Raw genomic sequence first — 19,709 nt, forward strand, 5'->3', positions numbered from 1 at the left:
CCAGGTCGTAACGACATGCCGCCTAGCTGCGATCCAGTCCCAGAGCCCGATCATCGGCCGTTGCCGCCGCCATTTCGGCCTGGGCCGCGGCGATGCGGGCCTGCGCCTCGATCAGCTTGACCGCGGCGTCGGTGGCCGCTTCCTCGCGACTATTGACCAGGAAGAAATCGCTCGATCCCAGATCAAAGCGGCGCCGTTCGGCCTGAGCCAGTCGTTCGGCCAGGTCGCGCTGCCGCCGGGTCGTATCCACCAGCACGCGCGCGGCGTCGACCTCGATGCCGATGCCGGCCACTTCGGTGCGGATCTTTTCCGCCAGATAGCGCTGCTTGACGGTGAGTTCGTCGATCTTCGCCTGGCTCTCGGCGACCTTGCCCCTCGCCTTGCGGTTCTGCAGTGGCACCTTGAAGGTCACGCCGACGATCACCTCCAGCGGCGTGCGGCTATAGCCACCCAGCCCCTGGGCACCGACATCCTTGGCGACCTGTCCTTCGAAATCCAGCTTGGGGCGGGTGTCGTTCTCGGCCAGCGCCAGCTTGACCGAGGCGTTGTCGATTTCCTCCAGCAGGATGCCGAAGTCGGGGCGATCCTCTATTGCGAACAATGGGTTGATCCGCAGGCCGTCGAACGCGGCAGCGGACGCGGGCAGGCGCGCGGCATCGACGAGGATCGGCAATCCGTCCGCATCGCGATAATAGAGTGAGAAGCTGTTGGCCGCCGCCATGAACTCCTGTCGCGCCTGCACCACCAGCGCTTCGCGCTTGACCATGTTGGCTTCGTTTTCGGTCAGCAATATCGCGGACTTTGCACCCAGTTGCACCTGACGCGCAATGCCCTGGCTACGGCTTTCGGCCAGATCGTAGAGCGCCTCATAGGCCTTGAGCTTGAGGCCGCTCGCCACCCATTTCTGATAGGCGGCAATGGCGCGCGCCTGCACGCCGATGGCGGTCGCCCGTGTTTCAAAGCGCGCGATGTCGATATCGTTGCCGGCGATTTGCGACGCGGACCGCCGCGCGTCGATCAGGCGATCGCGCATCAGGGCATAGAGTGCCCCGATCTTCAGCTCGCCCGCGCGATTGGTATAGGCCTTGTTCTCATAGACCGGGAAATCCCCGCGCGAATTGCGATATTGGCCATAGACATAGCCGCCATTGCCGGTCAGCGGGCGTTCGACCTTGCTGTCGATCAGCGTGCCGTCATAATAGCCCTCGACCCGGCTGCGGGCATCCACGGAAAACACCGTGTCGAAAGCGCCCTGTGCGCTGATCGCGCGCCCTTCGGCCTGACGCGCGCGCGCCAGAGCGGCAATGATATCGGGCGCCGAGCGGGCCGAGGATTGCAGCACCTCATCCAGCGTCAGCGGCGTCGAGGGCTGCCCTGCGGTCGGCGCGGGCGTCGCATCGACCGACATGGCTGCACCAGCCGCGCACGGGAGGGTGCCCGCGCCCATGGCCACGACCAGCATGGGAAGCGCCATCGCGCGCCACATCGTCACTTCTTCTTCTCGATCGAACTCTTGTCGTCCTTGGGCGCTTTCGCCTCGCCCTTGCCGGCCACCTGATCCTGGCCAAAGTTGAGCGGGAAATCGTTGAGCTGGCGCCACAATTCATACCAGACCGGCACCGTGTCGCCCTGCACCCAGCCCAGCACCTTGCTGCCCTGACGGACGAAGCGTCGCTCCGGCCAGGCGGTCTTGCCCGGCGCCTGTTCCACCAAGATGCGGAACAACCCGTCGGTGCGCGGCGTGGGATCGACCGACCGCACCTGGCCGTCATAGATACCAACAGCAAAAGCCGGCCAGCCACTGAACTGGAAGGCCGGAAAGCCCTCAAATTCGAGCCGCACGGAGCGCCCCGGCTCGACCAGGGGCACGTCGCGCCCGTCGACATAGAGCTCAACCGCGCGGGTGATATTTTCGGGCGCGATCGTCGCCAGCACCGTGCCGGACGAGATCAGCGCGCCGCCCGCTGCGGCATTCAGATCCTGCACCCGACCTTCGCGCGGCGCTGAGACGATCTGTGCCGAACTTTGCGCGAGCTTGATCTCGATCTGCTTGAGCTTCGCCCGCGCTTCGGCCAGCTTCGCGTCCACGTCGGCGACCTTGATCTGGGTCTGCTCATAATCGCGCCGGGCGGCCAGCCCTTCGGCATAGAGCTGGCTGGTGCGATTGACGTCGATCATCGCGGTTGCCCGCGCCTGCTGGACCGCCGCGATCTGCGCCTCGACCTGTGCCTTTTCGCCCGCCAGCCGGGCAAGAAAATCCGGATCGACATCGACCACCCGGACGATCGGATCGCCGGCCCGGACATGATCGCCGTCCCTGACGTAGAACTCGGCGACGCGGCCGCTCACCAGCGAGGATACGTCGCGGGCGCGGTCCTGCGCGCTCAGCGTCGTGACCTGACCACCGCCCTGCGCGGTCTGCTGCCAGGGCACGAACAGGATCGCCAGCACGAGCAGGACGCCCAGCAGGATGAGCCAGGCGACGGTCATCACCAGTCGGGGCGGTCGCAACTGGGCGAGCGACGGAAAATGTTCGGCCTGGGCGCGATCGAGCGTCATGCCTGCGCCTCCCGCGCCGCAACGAAGCGGGCAAATTCATCCTTGTCGGTGAACCGTTGCTGCGCGCGCGCGCCGACCCAATACCAGGCGTCGAGGTCGAGCGCTTCGGGGCGCCCGCTGCTCAGCAGCACGGTCGTGCCCGCTGCCCGCAACTCGGCCAATGTCGCCTTGAGGCTGGCAATCGGCATCATGTCGTAAAGTTGCGACAACAGCAGAACGCGCGGACGGCTGAGCAGGGCATTGGCGAGCTTGAGCTGCATCACTTCGACGATCGACAGCGGCGAGCCGGAGCTGGCGAGCTGGGTATCCAGCCCGTGCGGCAGCCTGGCGAGCCGCGCGCCCAGGCCAACCCGTTCCAGCGCGTTCATGATCCGCGCCCCATCCATGTCGCGGCCTTCGGCGAACGACAGATATTCGCGCAGGGTGACATCGATGATGGTCGGGCGATTGAGCACCATCACCGCCGATCGCAGCAGATACATGTCGAAACTGCCCAGCTCACTGCCACCGATCAGGACGATGCCGCTGTCGGGCGCGGCGTGGCGCTTGAGCAGCAGCGCCAGGGCGCTCTCCATGCCCGGTTCGGCTAGGATCACCGCCTGTTCGCCGCTCGCAATTTCGAAATTGATCTGGGCCTTGTCGATCTCGACATCGCGGAAGCGCACCGATCCGTCGCGTGGTGCTTCCCCGCGCTGGCCAAGCCGCTCCTGCGGGATGGCCAGGATTTGCGACAATTCCTCGCTGCTCGCGACCAGATCATAGAAGGTGTCGAGATAGGAACCGAGCTGGTAGATGCCGTAGAAGACGCCGGACAGGATCAGTTCCGCCGCAACCAGCTGCCCGATCGAAAGCTGGCCGGCGAGGATCAGATTGCCGCCGAGCGCGAGCAAGGCAGCCGCCGCGAAGGCATAGACCAGAAAATAACCCAGCGTCTGCGCGAAACTGTAGCGGAAATAACGGCGATGCGCGGCGATATAGTCGGCAATGACCGTCTCGGACCGGTCCATCGCGAAATTCAGGTGCCGGGCCGATTTGTAGAAACCGTTCGAACCGCCGACGCTTTCCAGCCAGTGCGCGGCATTATGCTTGGCATGGCTGACGCCCACCGCACCGGTGATCGCGCCATGCCGCCAGGCCAGCCAGATCATCAGACACACCGTTACCAGCACCAGGTTAAAGGCCAGGAAGAAGGGATGGTAGAAGCTGGTCACCACCAGTCCCACCGCCCCCTGCAGCACGATGGTGAAGGCGCCAATCACCAGGCTGGGCACCGATTTCTGGACGATCACCATGTCGAAATAGCGGTTGAACAGGCTACCCCGGCTTTCATCGACGAAGAAGGGGTTTTGCGCATGGACCGCGCGCACGGTGATTTCCGCAACCACCCGCGCAAAGATGCGGCGTTCGAAGATCGCCAGCAGATAGACGCGCAGCGCGCTCAGCCCCGCCACGACCAGCAGCAGCGCCAGCAGCACGCCGGACAGGATCCACAAGGGCGCGACCAGCGCGGTACGCGCCACGGAGTTGATCAGCAGTTGCACGGAAATGGGGGTGGCCAGCGACAACAGGCTGATCGCCACCGTATAGACGATCCCGACATTCACATAGCTGCGGTCAGGCCCGACGACCTCCGACAGCCACGCGGCCGCCTGCCGCAAGCCGAAACGCTCACTCGCCAACTCGACACCTGTTCCCTGCCAGCCTCATCGAAAGCGCCCCTAACCGCGGCGATTACGGCCCACAATGGCCTATGCTGCACAGCAACATAAACTTATGAAGCGTTTGCAGAATGGTGCAGGCATCAGGGCAAATGATGCCCTCCCAGTCAGAAGTCCCCCGCTCTGGAGGGGGCAGATCGGTCCTTCAGCCAAATTGCGCGAGGAAATCCCGCCCGGTCATTGGCAGCGAGAACATCGGGAAATCCTTGGTGATCGCCACGCGCTGTTCCTCCTCGCCGATGGTGGCGCAGCAGTCGATCAGCGTCGCGACATGATAGCCCCGTTCATAGGCGGAGCGCATGGTGGATTCGACGCAGCAATTGGTGAGAAAGCCGCCGATGGCCAGGTGCGTGATGCCGTGCTGGCGCAGGATGAAATCGATATTGGTGCTGGCGAAGCAGTCCAGGCCACGCTTGCCCTCCACCACGATCTCGCCATCGGTCGGCGCCATCGCATCGGCAATCTGCGCGCCCCAGCTACCCCGGCGAAAGGCCTTGGCGGCGATCACGCCGGCAAGGATGCCATAGGGCCGGGGCGACAGTTCGGGATAGCCCTCCGCAAAGCTGATCGGCACATGAAGGATGGTGAGCCCCGCCTGGCGCGCGCCATCCAGCAGCGCGACGCTGTTCGCCAGCATGCTGGTGGCGCGCATCACATCCCGCACCGCCTCATGCTGGGCACCGCCCTCGCTGACGAAATCATTCTGATATTCGATCAGGACGATAGCGGTCTTGTCCGGCTTCATGGTCTTGCTCCGGTTAAGGGTCAGGCGATGTCGGGCATCTGGTCGAGATATTTGTCGAGCGTCAGCGGATAGTCGCGCACGCGGATGCCGGTGGCATTGTAGATGGCGTTGGCGATCGCCGATCCGGGACCGCATATGCCCAATTCCCCCACCCCCTTCGCCTTCAACGGCGAGACCACCGGATCGAGCGTGTCGAGGAAGATGCATTCCTGATGCGGGATGTCGGCATGGACCGGCACTTCATAGCCGGCAAGGTCGTGATTGACGAAGAAGCCGAAGCGGGTGTCGACCGCCAGTTCCTCCATCAGGGCGGAGCCGGCCGACATGACCATGGCACCGATCACCTGGCTGCGCGCCGACAGCGGATTGAGGATGCGGCCGGCATCGCACACCGCCAACATGCGGCGGATGCGGGTTTCGCCGGTATAGGCGTTGACCGCAACTTCGGCGAAATGGCCGGCATAGGTGCCGACATCATAGCCCTTCTTGAAATCGCCAAAGCTGATTTCATCCTCCGCCGTCAGGGCGCCGGCATCGGTCAGCGCCATGCGGCGACCGCCCGCGTCGATCCGGCCGTCGGCGAAGGTCGCGCTATCGGCGTCGAACCCCAATTTCTGGCCGATCGCCCGGCGCAACGCCACGCAGGCAGCATAGACGCCGGCGGTCGAGCTGGCCGCGCCCCATTGGCCGCCCGACCCCGATGAGGCGGGAAAATCGGAATCGCCCAGCACCACCTGGACCCGGTCGAGCGGCACGCCCATGGTTTCCGCTGCGGTCTGGGCGATGATCGTGTAGCTGCCGGTACCGATGTCGGTCATGTCGGTTTCGATGGTGATACGGCCATCCGTGCCGAGCCGCGCGCGCGCGCCGGACGTCGCCGTCGGCCCGCCGCGATAGCCCGCCGCGACGCCCATGCCGATCAGCCAGGCGCCTTCGCGGCGCTGCCCCGGCCTGGCGCTGCGCTGCGCCCAACCGAACCGCTCCGCCCCTTCGCGCAGGCAGCGGACGAGGTTGCGGTCGGAAATGCGCTGGGTCGCGTTGGCAGGCACCGTCCCTTCGGGCTCATTGCGGATGCGCAGTTCGATCGGGTCCATGCCGAGCTTTTCGGCCAGTTCGTCGATCGCCACTTCCAGCGCCAGATGCCCCGGCGCCTCGCCGGGCGCGCGCATCGCATTGCCCTCCGGCAGGTCGAGCATGGCGACATGATTGGCGGTCATGCGATTGGCGGCGGCATAGACTTTGGGCGTCTGGGCCGTGCCATCCTCGCCATCCGTGCCGTTGATGTTGCTCGACCAGTTTTCATGCCCGATCGCGGTAATCCGCCCGTCCCGCTCCGCGCCGATACGGATGCGCTGGATCGTCGCCTGGCGATGGGTCGCGTTATTGGCCATCAGCGGGCGCTGCACGGCAATCTTGACCGGCCGTCCGGCCGCCTTGGCACCCAGCGCCGCCAGCACGGCATCCGCCCGCACGAACAGCTTGCCGCCAAAACCGCCGCCAATATAGGGCGAATCCACCCGCACATTGGCAGGGTCGATGCCCAGGATCTTGCCCATGCTCTGCTTGGCCCAGGCGATCATCTGGTTGGACGTCCAGAGCGTCAGCCTGTCGCCGTCCCAGGCGGCGATGGTTGCGAACGGCTCCATCATCGAATGGCTTTCGTTCGAGGTACTGTACCGCGCGTCGAGCTTCACCGGCGCCGCGGCGAAGGCGGCGGCGAAATCGCCCTGACTGCTGGTGTCGGGCTTGCCCCCCTGCCCCTTGGCCAGCGGCGCGGCCGGGGCGACGGCAGGAAAATCGAACACGCCCTTGTCCCGCACATAATCGGTGCGGATGAGCGCCGCGGCGGCGCGCGCCTGTTCGAAGCTTTCGGCCACCACGCAGGCGATCGCCTGATGATAATGATGGATGTCGCTGCCACCGAACAGCGGGGCATAGTTCATCATGCCCTTGCCGACCGGCTTGGTATCGGGGGCGGTGACGATCGCAATCACGCCTGGCGCAGCGCGGGCCAGGCTGGTGTCCATCGCGGCGATCCGCCCCTTGGCGATGGCCGATCCGACGACGAAGCCATAGGCCTGGTTGGCGATGACATCATGGCGTTCGGCGGCATAGGGCGCCTGGCCGGTGGTCTTGAGCGGGCCGTCGATCCGGGGCGTCGACTTGCCGACGATCTTGGCCTGATCGAACAGATTGGCCTTGGCGGGAGCATCGAATTTCATGGGATCAACTCCTCGCCTGGGCCATGAGCGACGCCAGCGTCCGCTCGGCCAGTTTCAGCTTGAACCTGTTGTCCTCGGTCGGACGGGCATCGGCAAAGACCTTCTCCGTCACCGCGCGGGCGCCGCCTGGAAAGGCGGCTTCGGCCGCTTCCACTCGCCAGGGCCGATGGGCGACGCCGCCAAATGCCACGCGTCCGCTACCGTCCTTCTGGATGACGGTGGCGACCGAAACCAGCGCGAAGGCATAGGAGGCCCGATCGCGCACCTTGTAATAGAGTTGGGTGCCGCCGATCGGCTTGGGCAGGGTGACGGCGGTGATCAGTTCGCCAGCCTCCAGCACATTGTCGCGCTGCGGCTCATTGCCGGGCAGGCGATGGAAGTCGGCAAAGTCGATTGCGCGCTTTACGCCATCGGCCTTCACCGTCTCGACCTTCGCATCGAGCAGGCGCAGCGCCACGCCCATGTCGCCGGGATAGGTGGCGATGCACTGATCCGACGAACCGATGACGGCCAGCTGTCGGGAAAAGCCGCCGATCGCCGCGCAGCCCGTGCCGGGCCGACGCTTGTTGCAGGGCATGTTGGTGTCGTAGAAATAGGGGCAGCGGGTTCGCTGCAGCAGGTTCCCGGCCGTCGTCGCCTTGTTGCGCAACTGGCCGCTGGCGCCGGCGACGATCGCACGGGCAAGGACGCCATAGTCGCGGCGGACCGCCATGTCCGACGCCAGCGCCGTGTTGGTGACGAGCGCGCCGATCCGCAGCCCGCCCTCCGCCGTCTTCTCGATCCGGTCGAGCTTCAGATCCTGGACATCGACCAGATGGGTCGGCGTCTCGATCTCCAGCTTCATCAGGTCGAGCAAATTGGTGCCGCCAGCCAGATATTTGGCGCCTGGCCGGCCGGCCACGGCCGCGGCGGCCTGCTCGGGCGTCTTCGCCCGTTCATAGGTGAAGCTCTTCATGCCTTTGCTCCCGCGACCTGCGCCATGGCCTGCGCGATATTGGAATAGGCGCCGCAACGGCACAGATTGCCGCTCATCCGCTCGCGCACCTCGATATTGGAATAGTCCGGCGCGCGGGTGATGTCCGTCTGGACATGGCTAGGCACGCCCTGCTCGATTTCCTTGAGCACGGCGACGGCAGAGCAGATCTGCCCAGGCGTGCAATAGCCGCACTGATAGCCATCATGGGCGATGAAGGCCGCCTGCATCGGATGGAGGTTGTCGGGCATGCCCAGCCCTTCGATCGTGGTGATCTCGTCGCCCTGATGCTGCAGCGCCAGGCTGAGGCAGCTGTTGATGCGGGTGCCGTTGACCATCACGGTGCAGGCGCCGCACTGGCCATGATCACAGCCCTTCTTGGTGCCGGTCAGCTTGAGATGTTCGCGCAGCGCGTCGAGCAATGTCGTGCGGGTGTCGAGCTTCAACTGCTGCCGCTTGCCATTCACGATGAAATCGACCGCCATCATCGGCGGCGGCGCAGCGGGAGACGGCTGTGCCTGCACTGGTGCTGGAATGACGGCAACCGTCGCGGAGGCGGCACCGCCCGCCAATATGCCGCGTCGCGACACGCCCATATCCGGAAAATCGGCCATGAAAATCTCCCCTGCAGACGCTGATTGCGCGCTCTATCGAAGAAAACTGGCGGCCGTCTTCCGGCCTGCCATCTACCCAGATGGAGGATAACACAGGAGAGGCCGTTCAGGTTCATGCGATGATCGGCATGATGTCATGATCCGGGATCATGAATGCTGTGGCGGCCGACGAAAATCGCCAAACAAATACCGCGGTGGCCTTCCACACGCGACCTTGCACGCAAACCAGCATGGCGCTGCAACGACCGTTTCGCGCGGCCCGTAGCTGTGCCATGGTGGCCGATCCTGTATAGAGGCCCCATGACCGACATCGACCAATTCATCACCGGACTGCCCAAGGCAGAGTTGCATCTCCATATCGAAGGGACGCTGGAGCCCGAACTGATGTTCGCGCTGGCCCGGCGCAACGACGTGACCTTGCCCTACGGCTCGATCGACGAGATCCGCCAGGCCTATGATTTCGGCAATCTCCAGGATTTCCTGGATATCTATTATGCCGGCACCAATGTGCTGCGCACGCCGCAGGATTTCCACGATCTCGCCGCCGCCTATTTCGATCGCGCGGCGCAGGACAATATCGTCCATGCCGAAATCATGTTCGATCCGCAGGCACACACATCGCGCGGAGTGCCCTTCGCCCATGTGATCGATGGACTGCTGTCAGCCATGCGGGACGCGGAAGAACGCCATGGCATCACCAGCGACCTGATCCTCAGCTTCCTGCGCCATCTGAGCGAGGAAGAGGCGTTCGAGACGCTGCGCGCCGCCACCCCCTGGTTGCCGCAGATCAAGGCCGTGGGGCTGGACTCCTCCGAAGTCGGCCACCCGCCCGAGAAATTCGCTCGCGTCTTCGCCGCTGCAGCCGACGCCGGCCTCAAGCTGTGCGCTCATGCCGGTGAGGAAGGCCCGCCCGCCTATGTCTGGGAAGCGCTCGACCTGCTCAAGGTCGACCGGATCGACCATGGCAATCGCGCGCTGGAGGAGGATGCCCTGGTCGGCCGACTGGTGGACGAGCAGATGGTGCTGACCGTCTGCCCGCTCTCCAACCTCAAATTATGCGTGATCGACGATATCGCCAGCCATCCGCTCGACCGGATGCTGGATATGGGCCTGCGCGCGACGGTCAATTCCGACGATCCCGCCTATTTCGGCGGCTATCTCAACGACAATTATCGCGCTGTCGTCGCCGCACGCAACCTGACCCGCGAGCAGATCGCCCTGCTCGCGCGCAACAGCATCACCGGCTCCTTCCTGCCGCAGCAGGCCAAGGACGCCCATCTGGCGACCATCGACGCCTATCTCGAACAGGCGCGTTGAGGCCCTGATTTACCGGCCCCTTCCCCGATGATATAGTCTGTCTCGCAGGATGGCGGGCTTTTGGGGAAGGGCCGGACGCATGGCTGACTGGATAAGGGCAGCGACCGCGCTGGGCATCGGCCTGTCGCTCGCCTCCGTATCGATCGAACCTGCCTTCTCGCCCGCGACGCTTGCCGCGCTCGATCCCGTCCGCCTCGCCCGCAGCCTGTGTAGCGGCCCACGGGTCGGCTCCGCCCTCGCCCGCGAATTGCTGATCGCCGCCGCCGCCGCCCAGCCGATCGCCGACGCGCCGCCGATCCCGCTGTTCGACGATCTCACCCATTCGCGCTTTCCGCTGACCACCGCCAATCCGCAGGCGCGCCGCTATTTCAGCCAGGGCCTGCTGCTCATGTACGGCTTCAACCATGCCGGCGCGGTCCGCTCCTTCCGTGCGGCACAGCGGCTCGATCCGGCCTGCGCGCTTTGCTGGTGGGGCGAGGCGGTGGCGCTCGGCCCCAATATCAACGCACCGATGGACGCCGGCGACCGGGGCGCGGCTCTTGCCGCGATGGACCGGACGATGGCGCTGCGCGATCGGGCCTCACCGATGGAGCGCGGCCTGATCGAGGCAGCGGCGCTGCGCTATGCCCGTGATCCCGATGCCGACCGCGCCGCGCTCGACGGCGCCTATGCCGATGCGATGCTAGCGCTCGCGGCCCGCTTCCCGGCCGATGACGATGTCGCCGTGCTGGCCGCCGAAGCGGCGATGGACACCAGCCCGTGGAATTATTGGGAGGCCGACCGCAAGACCCCGATCGGGCGCGCCGGCGCCGCCATCCGCCTGGTCGAAACGGTGCAGGCCCGCAATCCCGCCCATGTCCAGGCGGCGCATCTGATGATCCACCTGCTCGAAGCGAGCGATGCAAAACGCGCCGAAGCTGCCGCCGATCGCCTCTCCGCCGATGGCGCGCCCAGCGCCGCCCATCTCGTCCATATGCCAAGCCACATCTATCAGGTCGTCGGCCGCTATCGCGACTCGATCAGCGTCAACATCGCCGCCGCCCGCGCCGACGAAGCCTTCATCCGCGCCACCGACGACCACAGCCTGGTGCGCTACGGCTATTATCCGCACAATGTCCATTTCATCGTCGCCTCCGCGCAAATGGCGGGCGACATGGATGGCGCGATGCGGGAGGCGCGGCGGCTGCGCACCATCCTCGATCCCGCAACCTCGGCCGCCATCGCCTGGATCCAGGCGATCGACGCCGCCCCCTATCTGGCCATGGCGCAATTTGCCGCGCCCGCCGCCATCCTCGCCCTGCCGGCGCCCGATCCGCGCCTGCCCTACGCCATCGCGATGCGCCATTATGCCCGCGCCGTGGCCCATGCCCAGCAGCGTAATCAGCACGGCTTCGATGCGGAGGTCGCAGCGATGACCGCGATCGCCCGCTCCGATGCACTGGCCCCGATGATCGCGCAGGGCGTCCCCGCCCCTGACCTGATCGCGCTCGCCACCGCGGTCGCGCGCGGCCGCCTCGCCACCGCCCAGCATCGCTATGCGCAGGCCGCCGATCATTATCGCGCCGCCATCGCGCTGGAGCGCAGGATCCCCTATCAGGAACCGGCCTACTGGTATTATCCGGTGCATCAGTCGCTCGGCGCCGCCCTCTTTCTCGCCGGCCGCCCCGACGATGCCAGCGCCGCTTTCCGCCAGGCCCTGATCCAGGCTCCCAATAATGGCTGGGCGCTCTACGGCCTCGCCCGCGCGGAGGCAGCCCAGGGGCATGAGGCAGAGGCCGCCGCCGCCCGCAAGGCTCTGACCAGCGCCTGGTCCGGCGATCCCGACTGGCTGCGGATGGACCGGCTCTGAGGGGCGATCCGCTTGTCGATCGGGAAAATGGACAAATAGCCGGAAAATACTGGCCATCGCTTATTTTGCTGGTAGGGAAGGCGCGTCCAGCCCACCGGGATCGATATTTCGCGCCATGGCATCCGCGCCGCCCCCTTTCCGCGTCCTGCGTCAATCGCGCCCCGGCGCGCAACGTCCATCATGAGCCGCCCCGGCCAGCGCTGGAGCCGCCGCCGCGCCCGCGCGCTGCTGCGCCATAGCGGGCCGACATCCTTGCTGTTTCGCCGTCGCCTCGCCCTGATCGGCGGCGCCGTGCTGGTGGGCCTCGCCGCGCTCGCCTTCGCCTGGGCCGCGGACGAAGCGACCGAGGCTTTCCATCGCCTCGCCACCGCCAATCGCTGGCTACCGCTGTTGCTGACCCCGCTCGGCTTTGCCGCCCTCGCCTGGATCACCCGCAGCGTCGCGCCCTTTGCCGGCGGATCGGGCATCCCGCAGGTGATCGCCGCCACCCAATTGCCCGAAAAGGTGGGCCGCTGCCTGGTTGACCTGCGCATGGCGCTGCTGAAGGTCGTGCTGACCATCGCCGGTCTGCTGGTCGGCGCATCGGTCGGCCGCGAAGGCCCCACCGTCCAGATTTCCGCCGCCATCCTTGCCCGCGTCCACGCTTTGCTGAACGTGCCGCTGCGCGCGTCCGTCATGGTCGCGGGCGGCGCGGCCGGCGTTGCCGCCGCCTTCAACACGCCGCTCGCCGGCATTGCCTTCGCGATCGAGGAACTGGCCTCCGCCTACGAGCAGCGCATGACCCTGCTGGTCATCACCGCAGTCATCATCTCGGGCATGGTCAGCCTCGGCGTCGCTGGCGACTATGTCTATTTCGGCGCGGTCGCGGCCCATCTGCCGCTGCAGTCGGCTGTGCCGATCGCGCTGCTGGCGGGGCTGCTGGGCGGCATGTCCGGCGGCCTGTTCGCCCGGCTGGCGCTCGACGCCGCCACCGCGCGCAATCGCATGACCGACTGGATGCGGACCCATCCGGTGCTGTTCGCCGGCGGCTGTGGTCTGCTGGTGGCGGCGATCGGCGTGGCCACCGGCCTCACCTGGGGCACCAGCTATGCCCCGGCCCGCACCATGATCGCGGGCGGCGACCAGCCGCTCTGGTTCGCCCCCGCCAAATTCCTCAGCACCCTCGCCACCAGCGTCTCGGGCATTCCCGGCGGCATCTTCGCCCCATCGCTCGCCACCGGCGCCGGCTTCGGCAATCTGCTGCGCTGGATTTTCCCCGGCGAACCGGCGAGCGCCGTCGTGCTGCTGGGCATGGTCGCCTATTTCACCGGCGTGGTGCGCGCGCCATTGACCGCCGTCATCATCATTTCGGAAACCACCGGCAGCCGCGGCTTCATGCTGCCGCTGCTGGGCGCCGCGCTGGTCGCCGACGCATCCGCCCAGATCTTCTGTCGCGAGCGCCTCTATCACGGCCTGTCCCGCAACTTCCTGGAGCGGGCCAAGGCCGCCGAAGCGAACCGCTGACATGGCGGCACTCGGCTGCCTGCTCCTGATGATATTGCCGATTATCGGCTTTCTCGCCGGCCAGCTGCTGGCCGGCATGGACGGCGCCTGGATCGGCGCCGCCATCGGCCTCACTGGCGCGATCGGCTTTTCGGCGATGACCTTCTACGCCCTGCTCCAGGCCGGTCGCCGCCGCTAGATCAGCCCTCGGCGCGCAGCTTGTCCGCCAGTTGCTGGATTTCATCGGGATTGAGCAGCCAGGTCCGGGTCTTCTGCCCCTCGCGATGCACCGGCTGGGTCAGCAGCACCCGCGCCTGTTCCTTGGCGAAAGGCTTGAACAGGCCATAATGGATGACGCAATCGCGCACCGTCGCGATCAGCGGTGCCTTGCCATCCAGGTCGATCATGGTGGCGGGCTGGTCCCAGGGGATGGTCGAGATAATCATGCATATCCCATCACCACCCACCGCGCGCGAAATCAAGGGAAAGCTTTCGCCGCCATGCCCCCGGAACCGCCCCGCCCCTTACAGCGCCCTCATCCAAAATTGCATCGGGTGGCTGACCTTTTCGCTGCCGCCGATTTCCTTCCAGCTCATGTCGCACAGCGCACCCTCGATCGGCGCATAGCCGCGCTTGCGCCAGAAAGGGGCCAGGTCGCGGGCGTCGGCCGGACGGCGCGGATCGTCCTCGCCGCGCACCACGCCGCAGAAGATCGCATAATCGGCGCCGGCCTCCCGCGCCGCCCCCTCGCGCGCGTCGAAGAAGAGATGGCCGATACCCCGACCATGATAGGCCGGCAGCAGCACGGACTCGCCGAAATAGAAGCTGCGCGCGACATCGACGCCCGCCGCCACCAGCGGCGCGATCAGGCTGTCGGGCTGGCCGGCCAGCGGCGATGCGGTGGCGATGCCGACCGGCTCCTCGCCGATCCGCGCCCGCACCAAAGTCGCACGCTCGCTCGCCAGGAAATCGCGGAGATATTCCTCCTCATGCGCGGCATCGCCCTCATAGAGATAGGGCCACTCACGGAAGATGCGGATGCGCAGCGTCGCCAGCGCCTCCAGTCCCTGCGCATCGCTGGTCACGCGGTCGACGATGATCGACGGCTCGGTCATTCTGCAATCTCCTGATCTTCGATTTGCGGCGCGGCCGGCGCATCGTCGCGCGCGGCATCGCTGGCCATCTGCGCGATCACGTCCGATCCCGCGCCATTCTGGATGATGTGGAAGGGCACATGCTGTTCGGGCCAGTGGCGGAAGGGCAGCACCGTGCCATCCGCACGCAACTGGTCGACCATGGCAAGGTCGATGTCCGCCACCACCCAGGCCGGGCCGTTCGCCTGCCCCAGCGCGATCACGCCATCATCGGGCATCATGCCATCGGGTGGTCCAAAGGCACCGGCGGCGCCGAAATTCTCGTCCATGCAGGGCAGCCAGGGGGCCATGCCGACGCTGGGCGACTGGACGACGAAGCATTGATTTTCCATCGCCCGCGCCTGCGCGCCGATCCGCACCCGCCAATAGCCCTGCATCGTGTCGGTGGCCGATGGCGTCAGGATCAGCTTGGCGCCCGCCTCCGCCTGCGCCCGCGCGATCATCGGAAATTCGACATCGTAGCAGATCGATATGCCGACCGGCCCAATCGGCGTGTGGATGAGGTTGATGCTGTCGCCGCCGCTGATGCCCCAGCGCTCGCGCTCGAACCGGGTCATCATGATCTTGTCCTGATGGCCGGTGGTGCCGTCGGGGCAGAAGAGCCGCGCGCGATTGACGATCCGGCCGTCGCTTTCCCGCACCGGCCGGCTGCCCGCCAGGATCATGATGTCGAGCCGCGCCGCCAGCTCGGCATGGAGGCGGTCATAGGCCTCGCCAAACTGCATCACCAGATCGAGCGAGGCGGTCAGATCCGCCGCCCGCTCCGGATCGATCCCGGCCAGCTCCATCGCCGCATATTCCGGGAAGATCGCCAGCGTCGCGCCCAGCGCAGCGGCGTCCTCCACCCAGCGGGTCAGCTTTTCCTGCCAGGCGGCAAAGCTCTGCATCTGCTCGATCGGATATTGGGCGGCGGCAACGCGAATGTGGGTCAAGGATACCTCGGGATGGAACGGCAACGGGGCAAGCGGCGGCTTTAGCGCCCTTCGACCTGCGCGATCCAGTCGGCCAGATTATAATGGTTGGAAATGCGGGCAATGCGACCGCCCACAATATCGAAGAAGGCGCCGACGCGCAGATGATAGGTCTGGCCGGCGGCCGGCGGCAGCCCCTCGTCGGTGACCAGATAGCGGCCGTCCAGCATGAACTCGGCCGCCGCCCGCGTCCCTTCCGCATTGGCCAGCACGATCGGATCGATCACCGTCTCGGCATAGCAAAGGTTCATATGGGCCAGGAAATCGGCGAAGGCCGCCTTGCCGATGCGGGCCGCGCCCTGGCTCGGCTCGTGCCGCACATCGTCGGCCAGCAGCGCCAGCATCCCCTCGGCATCCTGCCGGTTGAAGGCATCATAATAGGCATGGACCAGGGCCAGGGTCGCTTCGGACACAGATTTCTCCTCGGACTGGGAAAACGGGCGGGATCAGCCGACCAGCCGCATGGCCGATCGGCGATGGCGGGTGCGATAGCCGTCCGACTTCGCCTCCATCCGCGCCAGATTATGGACGGTCAGCCCGGCAATGCCACTGATCGCGTCGACCTGATCGGCGCCCAGCGTGAAGTCGTCGCCCAGGAAGACACGGGCCGCCTTGCCATCGCCGATCGGCGCGCGCACGAACACCTCACACCGCCCGCCCCTGCTGCCCGACAGGATCGCGGCCAGCTTGGCCACGGCCTCGACCATCTCGATGTCCAGCACCAGTTCCATGCGCGACACGTTGGCAATCTCGCGGAACGGCTCCATCCGGCGCACGGTGACGCGCGGCGTTTCCTCGCCCGGCAGGCGATCCAGCTCGACATGCAGCAGCGCGCAATCGCCCTCGCGCGCCAGTTCCTCGATCTGCTTGCAGGCATCCTCGTCGAAACAGCTCGCCTGGAACTGACCGCTCTGGTCGGAGAAGGTGGCGTTGGCATAGCGCGCACCCCGCCGCGTCTCGCGCCAGCGCACATCCTCGACCATCGCCGCCATGATGCCCATCACCCGCCCTTCGGCATTGGGCATGCCCATTGGCTGGGAACAGATTTCGCCATAGCTTTTCGCGCCGCGCGCATCGGCCAGATGGCGGAAACGATCGACCGGATGGGCCGAGAAATAGAAGCCGAACGCCTCCTTTTCCTGCGCCATCCGGTCCGACACGGTCCAGGCCTGGTGCGGCGGGATGCGGACGTCGGCATGCGCCGTCTCGACATCGCCGAACAGGCCACCCTGCCCGCTTTCGCGCGCCTGCGCCGCGCTTGCCGCGACGCTCAGCAGGGTTTCGGCCGCCGCATGCACCCCGGCGCGATCGGCATGGATGGTATCGAACGCACCGGCCGCCGCCAGGCTTTCGAGTTGGCGCCGGTTGAGCAGGCGCGGCTCGATCCGGTCGGCCAGATCGTCCAGATGCTTGAACGGACCATTGGCTTCGCGCTCGGCAACCAGCTGCTCCATCGCCTTCTCGCCCACGCCCTTGAGGCCGCCCAGCGCATAGCGCACGGCAAAGCCCAGACGCGGATCATCGCCCTCGAACGGTACCGCCTCGACGGTGAAGTCGGCCTCGCTCTGGTTGAGGTCGGGCGGCAGGCAGGTCATGCCCATGCGCCGCATATCGTCGACGAAGACGGTCAGCTTTTCGGTCAGATGAATATCGAAGGCCATCGACCCGGCATAGAATTCCGCCGGATAATGGGCCTTGAGCCAGGCGGTCTGATAGGCGAGCAGCGCATAGGCGGCGGCGTGCGACTTGTTGAAGCCATAGCCGGCGAACTTGTCGATCAAGTCGAACAGCTCGTTCGCCTTGGCCGGCTTGATGTCGCTCTTGGCGCAGCCCTCGACGAAGCGCAGGCGCTGGGCGTCCATTTCCGCCTTGATCTTCTTGCCCATGGCGCGGCGCAGAAGGTCGGCGTCGCCAAGGCTGTAGCCGGCCAGGATCTGCGCGGCCTGCATAACCTGTTCCTGATAGACGAAGATGCCATAGGTTTCCTCGAGGATCGGCTTCAGCAGGATGTGCGGATATTCAATCTCTTCCTGGCCGTTCTTGCGGCGCCCGAACATCGGGATATTGTCCATCGGGCCGGGACGATAGAGCGACACCAGCGCGATGATGTCGCCGAAATTGGTCGGACGCACGGCCGCCAGCGTCTTGCGCATGCCTTCGGATTCCAGCTGGAACACGCCGACCGTGTCGCCGCGCTGGAGCAGTTCATAGACCTTGGCATCGTCCCAGGCGAGCGTGTCGAGATCGACCGTGACCCCGCGCCCCTTGAGCAGCTGCACTGCCTTTTGCAGCACCGACAGCGTCTTGAGGCCGAGAAAGTCGAACTTCACCAAGCCCGCACCCTCGACGAACTTCATGTCGAACTGGGTCACCGGCATGTCGGATCGCGGATCGCGATAGAGCGGCACCAGCTGGCTCAGCGGCCGGTCACCGATCACCACGCCGGCCGCGTGGGTGGAGCTGTGGCGCGGGAAGCCCTCCAGCTTCATCGCATAGTCGATCAGGCGCTTGACCTGATTGTCATTGTCATATTCCGCCTTGAACTCGGCGACGCCGTTCAGCGATCGCTCCAGCGTCCAGGGATCGGTCGGATGGTTGGGCACCAGCTTGGCAAGGCGGTCGACCTGGCCATAGCTCATCTGCATCACGCGGCCGGTATCCTTCAGCACAGCGCGGGCCTTCAATTTACCGAAGGTGATGATCTGCGCGACATGGTCGCTGCCATATTTCTGCTGGACGTAGCGGATCACTTCGCCGCGCCGCGTTTCGCAGAAGTCGATATCGAAGTCGGGCATGGAAACGCGTTCCGGGTTCAGGAAGCGCTCGAACAGCAGGCCCAGTTGCAGCGGGTCGAGATCAGTGATGGTCAGCGCCCAGGCGACCAGCGAGCCCGCGCCCGAACCACGGCCCGGCCCCACCGGAATATCATGATCCTTGGCCCATTTGATGAAGTCGGCCACGATCAGGAAGTAGCCGGGGAAGCCCATCTGGATGATGATGTCCATTTCGAACTTCAGCCGCTCGAAATAGGGCTGGCGCGCCTCGTCCGCGATGATCCCGGCCTTTTCCAGCCGGGCCTCCAGCCCCGCGATCGACTGATCGCGCAGCATGATGCCCTCGCCCTCGATATCGCCGGCCAGGCTCGGCAGGATCGGCTTGCGCTTGGGCGCCATCACCGCGCAGCGCTGGGCCACGACCAGCGTGTTGGCCAGCGCCTCGGGCAGATCCTCGAACAGCCGCTTCATCTCCGCCGCCGGCTTCATCCAGGCGTCGGGCGAACTGGTGCGGCGATCGGGCGTCTCGACATAGGCGCCATCGGCGATGCACAGCATCACGTCATGCGCCGCGTGAAATTCCGGCTCGGCAAAGCAGGTCGGGTTGGTCGCGACCAGCGGCAGATTGCGGTCATAGGCCAGGTCGAGCAGATGCGGCTCCGCCTTGCCCTCGACCGGGTCGAGCCGGCGGCAAATCTCGACATAGAGGCGATCGGGGAACAGCGCCTGCAACCGGTCGGCGTAAGCGAGCGCAGCGTCAGGCTGATCCTCGGCGAACAGGCGGGCGATCGCCCCCTCGCCGCCGGCGGTCAGCGCGATCACGCCATCGGTCCGCCCCTCCAGCATGTCGAGCGTGACATGCGGCACTTCCTCCAGCGGCCGGTCGAGATGCGCCATCGACACCAGCGCGCAGATATTGTCATAGCCGCCCGCATCCTGCGCATAGAGGGCGATCCAGTCATGCACCGCCGGCGCATTGGACGGCCGGCCCGGCCGCACCACGCCCAGCATGGCGCCGACGATCGGCTGCACGCCCTCGCCCTTGCAGCCATCGGAAAAGGCCATCGACCCATAAAGGCCGTTACGGTCGGTGATCGCCGCCGCCGGAAAACCCAGGGCCTTGGCCTGCTTGGCGATCTTCTTGGGGTCGATCGCCCCTTCGAGCATGGTGAAGGACGAAAAGATGCGCAGCGGTACGAAGGCGGAATGAGACATCGCGGCAATCTAACGACGCCCGCGCCCGCGCGCCAGTCCCGCCCGGCGAAAAGCTGTGGACAAAAGCACCACTTGTCGCTTGCCAAGGGCTGCGCTTGCTGATCCTATCGCGCCCA

Annotated in this window: 17 protein-coding genes; 4 read left to right on the forward strand and 13 right to left on the reverse strand. The window is 66.0% G+C overall.

The window, feature by feature from the left end; all coding sequences use genetic code 11:
- Nucleotides 1-22 precede the first annotated feature (22 nt).
- The 8 genes from JQK15_RS09880 to JQK15_RS09915 form a co-directional block, all read right to left on the reverse strand.
- Complete coding sequence (locus JQK15_RS09880) at nucleotides 23-1,486, reverse strand: TolC family protein (RefSeq protein WP_214865599.1); 1,464 nt, start codon at nucleotides 1,484-1,486, stop codon at nucleotides 23-25.
- Nucleotides 1,487-1,488: 2 nt separating this feature from the next.
- A complete protein-coding gene (locus tag JQK15_RS09885) occupies nucleotides 1,489-2,559 on the reverse strand; it encodes an efflux RND transporter periplasmic adaptor subunit (RefSeq protein ID WP_214865262.1) in 1,071 nt (356 codons plus the stop codon).
- Nucleotides 2,556-4,238, reverse strand: a complete 1,683-nt coding sequence (locus JQK15_RS09890) for an ATP-binding cassette domain-containing protein (RefSeq protein WP_037512656.1) — start codon at nucleotides 4,236-4,238, stop codon at nucleotides 2,556-2,558. Before JQK15_RS09890 ends, JQK15_RS09885 begins: the two co-directional genes overlap by 4 nt.
- A gap of 184 nt (nucleotides 4,239-4,422) precedes the next feature.
- Entirely contained in the window at nucleotides 4,423-5,022 is a 600-nt protein-coding gene (locus tag JQK15_RS09895; RefSeq protein WP_214865264.1) for a cysteine hydrolase family protein, read from the reverse strand.
- A gap of 20 nt (nucleotides 5,023-5,042) precedes the next feature.
- Nucleotides 5,043-7,244, reverse strand: a complete 2,202-nt coding sequence (gene paoC / locus JQK15_RS09900; RefSeq protein WP_214865266.1) for an aldehyde oxidoreductase molybdenum-binding subunit PaoC — start codon at nucleotides 7,242-7,244, stop codon at nucleotides 5,043-5,045.
- A gap of 4 nt (nucleotides 7,245-7,248) precedes the next feature.
- A complete protein-coding gene (locus JQK15_RS09905; RefSeq protein ID WP_214865268.1) occupies nucleotides 7,249-8,199 on the reverse strand; it encodes an FAD binding domain-containing protein in 951 nt (316 codons plus the stop codon).
- The gene (paoA, locus tag JQK15_RS09910; protein ID WP_214865270.1) at nucleotides 8,196-8,831 is read right to left on the reverse strand and encodes an aldehyde dehydrogenase iron-sulfur subunit PaoA; all 636 of its coding nucleotides are present in this window, start codon (nucleotides 8,829-8,831) and stop codon (nucleotides 8,196-8,198) included. The genes JQK15_RS09905 and paoA overlap by 4 nt, the downstream gene beginning before the upstream one ends.
- A gap of 112 nt (nucleotides 8,832-8,943) precedes the next feature.
- A complete protein-coding gene (locus JQK15_RS09915) occupies nucleotides 8,944-9,105 on the reverse strand; it encodes a hypothetical protein (RefSeq protein ID WP_214865272.1) in 162 nt (53 codons plus the stop codon).
- A 26-nt stretch (nucleotides 9,106-9,131) separates the two neighbouring features.
- On the opposite strand from JQK15_RS09915, the gene JQK15_RS09920 reads away from it, so the two are divergent.
- From JQK15_RS09920 to JQK15_RS09935, 4 genes are all read left to right on the forward strand, one after another.
- Nucleotides 9,132-10,148, forward strand: a complete 1,017-nt coding sequence (locus tag JQK15_RS09920) for an adenosine deaminase (protein WP_214865274.1) — start codon at nucleotides 9,132-9,134, stop codon at nucleotides 10,146-10,148.
- 79 nt (nucleotides 10,149-10,227) lie between these two features.
- Complete coding sequence (locus tag JQK15_RS09925) at nucleotides 10,228-11,997, forward strand: tetratricopeptide repeat protein (protein WP_214865276.1); 1,770 nt, start codon at nucleotides 10,228-10,230, stop codon at nucleotides 11,995-11,997.
- 180 nt (nucleotides 11,998-12,177) lie between these two features.
- The gene (locus tag JQK15_RS09930) at nucleotides 12,178-13,500 is read left to right on the forward strand and encodes a chloride channel protein (RefSeq protein WP_214865278.1); all 1,323 of its coding nucleotides are present in this window, start codon (nucleotides 12,178-12,180) and stop codon (nucleotides 13,498-13,500) included.
- 1 nt (nucleotide 13,501) lies between these two features.
- Nucleotides 13,502-13,678: a hypothetical protein gene (locus JQK15_RS09935; RefSeq protein ID WP_214865280.1), complete on the forward strand. Its 177-nt coding sequence runs from the start codon at nucleotides 13,502-13,504 to the stop codon at nucleotides 13,676-13,678.
- 1 nt (nucleotide 13,679) lies between these two features.
- Here the strand turns inward: JQK15_RS09935 and JQK15_RS09940 are convergent, their stop codons facing one another.
- The 5 genes from JQK15_RS09940 to dnaE form a co-directional block, all read right to left on the reverse strand.
- Nucleotides 13,680-13,925, reverse strand: a complete 246-nt coding sequence (locus JQK15_RS09940; protein WP_010337356.1) for a hypothetical protein — start codon at nucleotides 13,923-13,925, stop codon at nucleotides 13,680-13,682.
- 78 nt (nucleotides 13,926-14,003) lie between these two features.
- Nucleotides 14,004-14,594 (reverse strand): GNAT family N-acetyltransferase, encoded by a 591-nt coding sequence (locus JQK15_RS09945; RefSeq protein WP_214865282.1) that lies wholly within the window; start codon nucleotides 14,592-14,594, stop codon nucleotides 14,004-14,006.
- On the reverse strand, nucleotides 14,591-15,565 hold the full coding sequence (locus tag JQK15_RS09950) for a carbon-nitrogen hydrolase family protein (RefSeq protein ID WP_214865284.1): 975 nt from the start codon (nucleotides 15,563-15,565) through the stop codon (nucleotides 14,591-14,593). Before JQK15_RS09950 ends, JQK15_RS09945 begins: the two co-directional genes overlap by 4 nt.
- Nucleotides 15,566-15,606: 41 nt before the next feature.
- Entirely contained in the window at nucleotides 15,607-16,017 is a 411-nt protein-coding gene (locus JQK15_RS09955; RefSeq protein ID WP_017501819.1) for a ketosteroid isomerase-related protein, read from the reverse strand.
- 33 nt (nucleotides 16,018-16,050) lie between these two features.
- Nucleotides 16,051-19,593 (reverse strand): DNA polymerase III subunit alpha, encoded by a 3,543-nt coding sequence (gene dnaE, locus JQK15_RS09960; protein WP_017501820.1) that lies wholly within the window; start codon nucleotides 19,591-19,593, stop codon nucleotides 16,051-16,053.
- Between the last annotated feature and the right edge of the window lie 116 nt (nucleotides 19,594-19,709).

Origin of the sequence: Sphingobium sp. BHU LFT2, assembly GCF_018604485.1 — a bacterium.
Lineage (GTDB): Bacteria > Pseudomonadota > Alphaproteobacteria > Sphingomonadales > Sphingomonadaceae > Sphingobium > Sphingobium yanoikuyae_A.

Coding starts and splice junctions, on each gene's coding strand:
- JQK15_RS09880 (WP_214865599.1), bottom strand. CDS start 1,486: ATGTGGCGCGCGATGGCGCTTCCCATGCTGGTCGTGGCCATGGGCGCG.
- JQK15_RS09885 (WP_214865262.1), bottom strand. CDS start 2,559: ATGACGCTCGATCGCGCCCAGGCCGAACATTTTCCGTCGCTCGCCCAG.
- JQK15_RS09895 (WP_214865264.1), bottom strand. CDS start 5,022: ATGAAGCCGGACAAGACCGCTATCGTCCTGATCGAATATCAGAATGAT.
- paoC (WP_214865266.1), bottom strand. CDS start 7,244: ATGAAATTCGATGCTCCCGCCAAGGCCAATCTGTTCGATCAGGCCAAG.
- JQK15_RS09905 (WP_214865268.1), bottom strand. CDS start 8,199: ATGAAGAGCTTCACCTATGAACGGGCGAAGACGCCCGAGCAGGCCGCC.
- paoA (WP_214865270.1), bottom strand. CDS start 8,831: ATGGCCGATTTTCCGGATATGGGCGTGTCGCGACGCGGCATATTGGCG.
- JQK15_RS09915 (WP_214865272.1), bottom strand. CDS start 9,105: ATGGCACAGCTACGGGCCGCGCGAAACGGTCGTTGCAGCGCCATGCTG.
- JQK15_RS09920 (WP_214865274.1), top strand. CDS start 9,132: ATGACCGACATCGACCAATTCATCACCGGACTGCCCAAGGCAGAGTTG.
- JQK15_RS09925 (WP_214865276.1), top strand. CDS start 10,228: ATGGCTGACTGGATAAGGGCAGCGACCGCGCTGGGCATCGGCCTGTCG.
- JQK15_RS09930 (WP_214865278.1), top strand. CDS start 12,178: ATGAGCCGCCCCGGCCAGCGCTGGAGCCGCCGCCGCGCCCGCGCGCTG.
- JQK15_RS09935 (WP_214865280.1), top strand. CDS start 13,502: ATGGCGGCACTCGGCTGCCTGCTCCTGATGATATTGCCGATTATCGGC.
- JQK15_RS09940 (WP_010337356.1), bottom strand. CDS start 13,925: ATGATTATCTCGACCATCCCCTGGGACCAGCCCGCCACCATGATCGAC.
- JQK15_RS09945 (WP_214865282.1), bottom strand. CDS start 14,594: ATGACCGAGCCGTCGATCATCGTCGACCGCGTGACCAGCGATGCGCAG.
- dnaE (WP_017501820.1), bottom strand. CDS start 19,593: ATGTCTCATTCCGCCTTCGTACCGCTGCGCATCTTTTCGTCCTTCACC.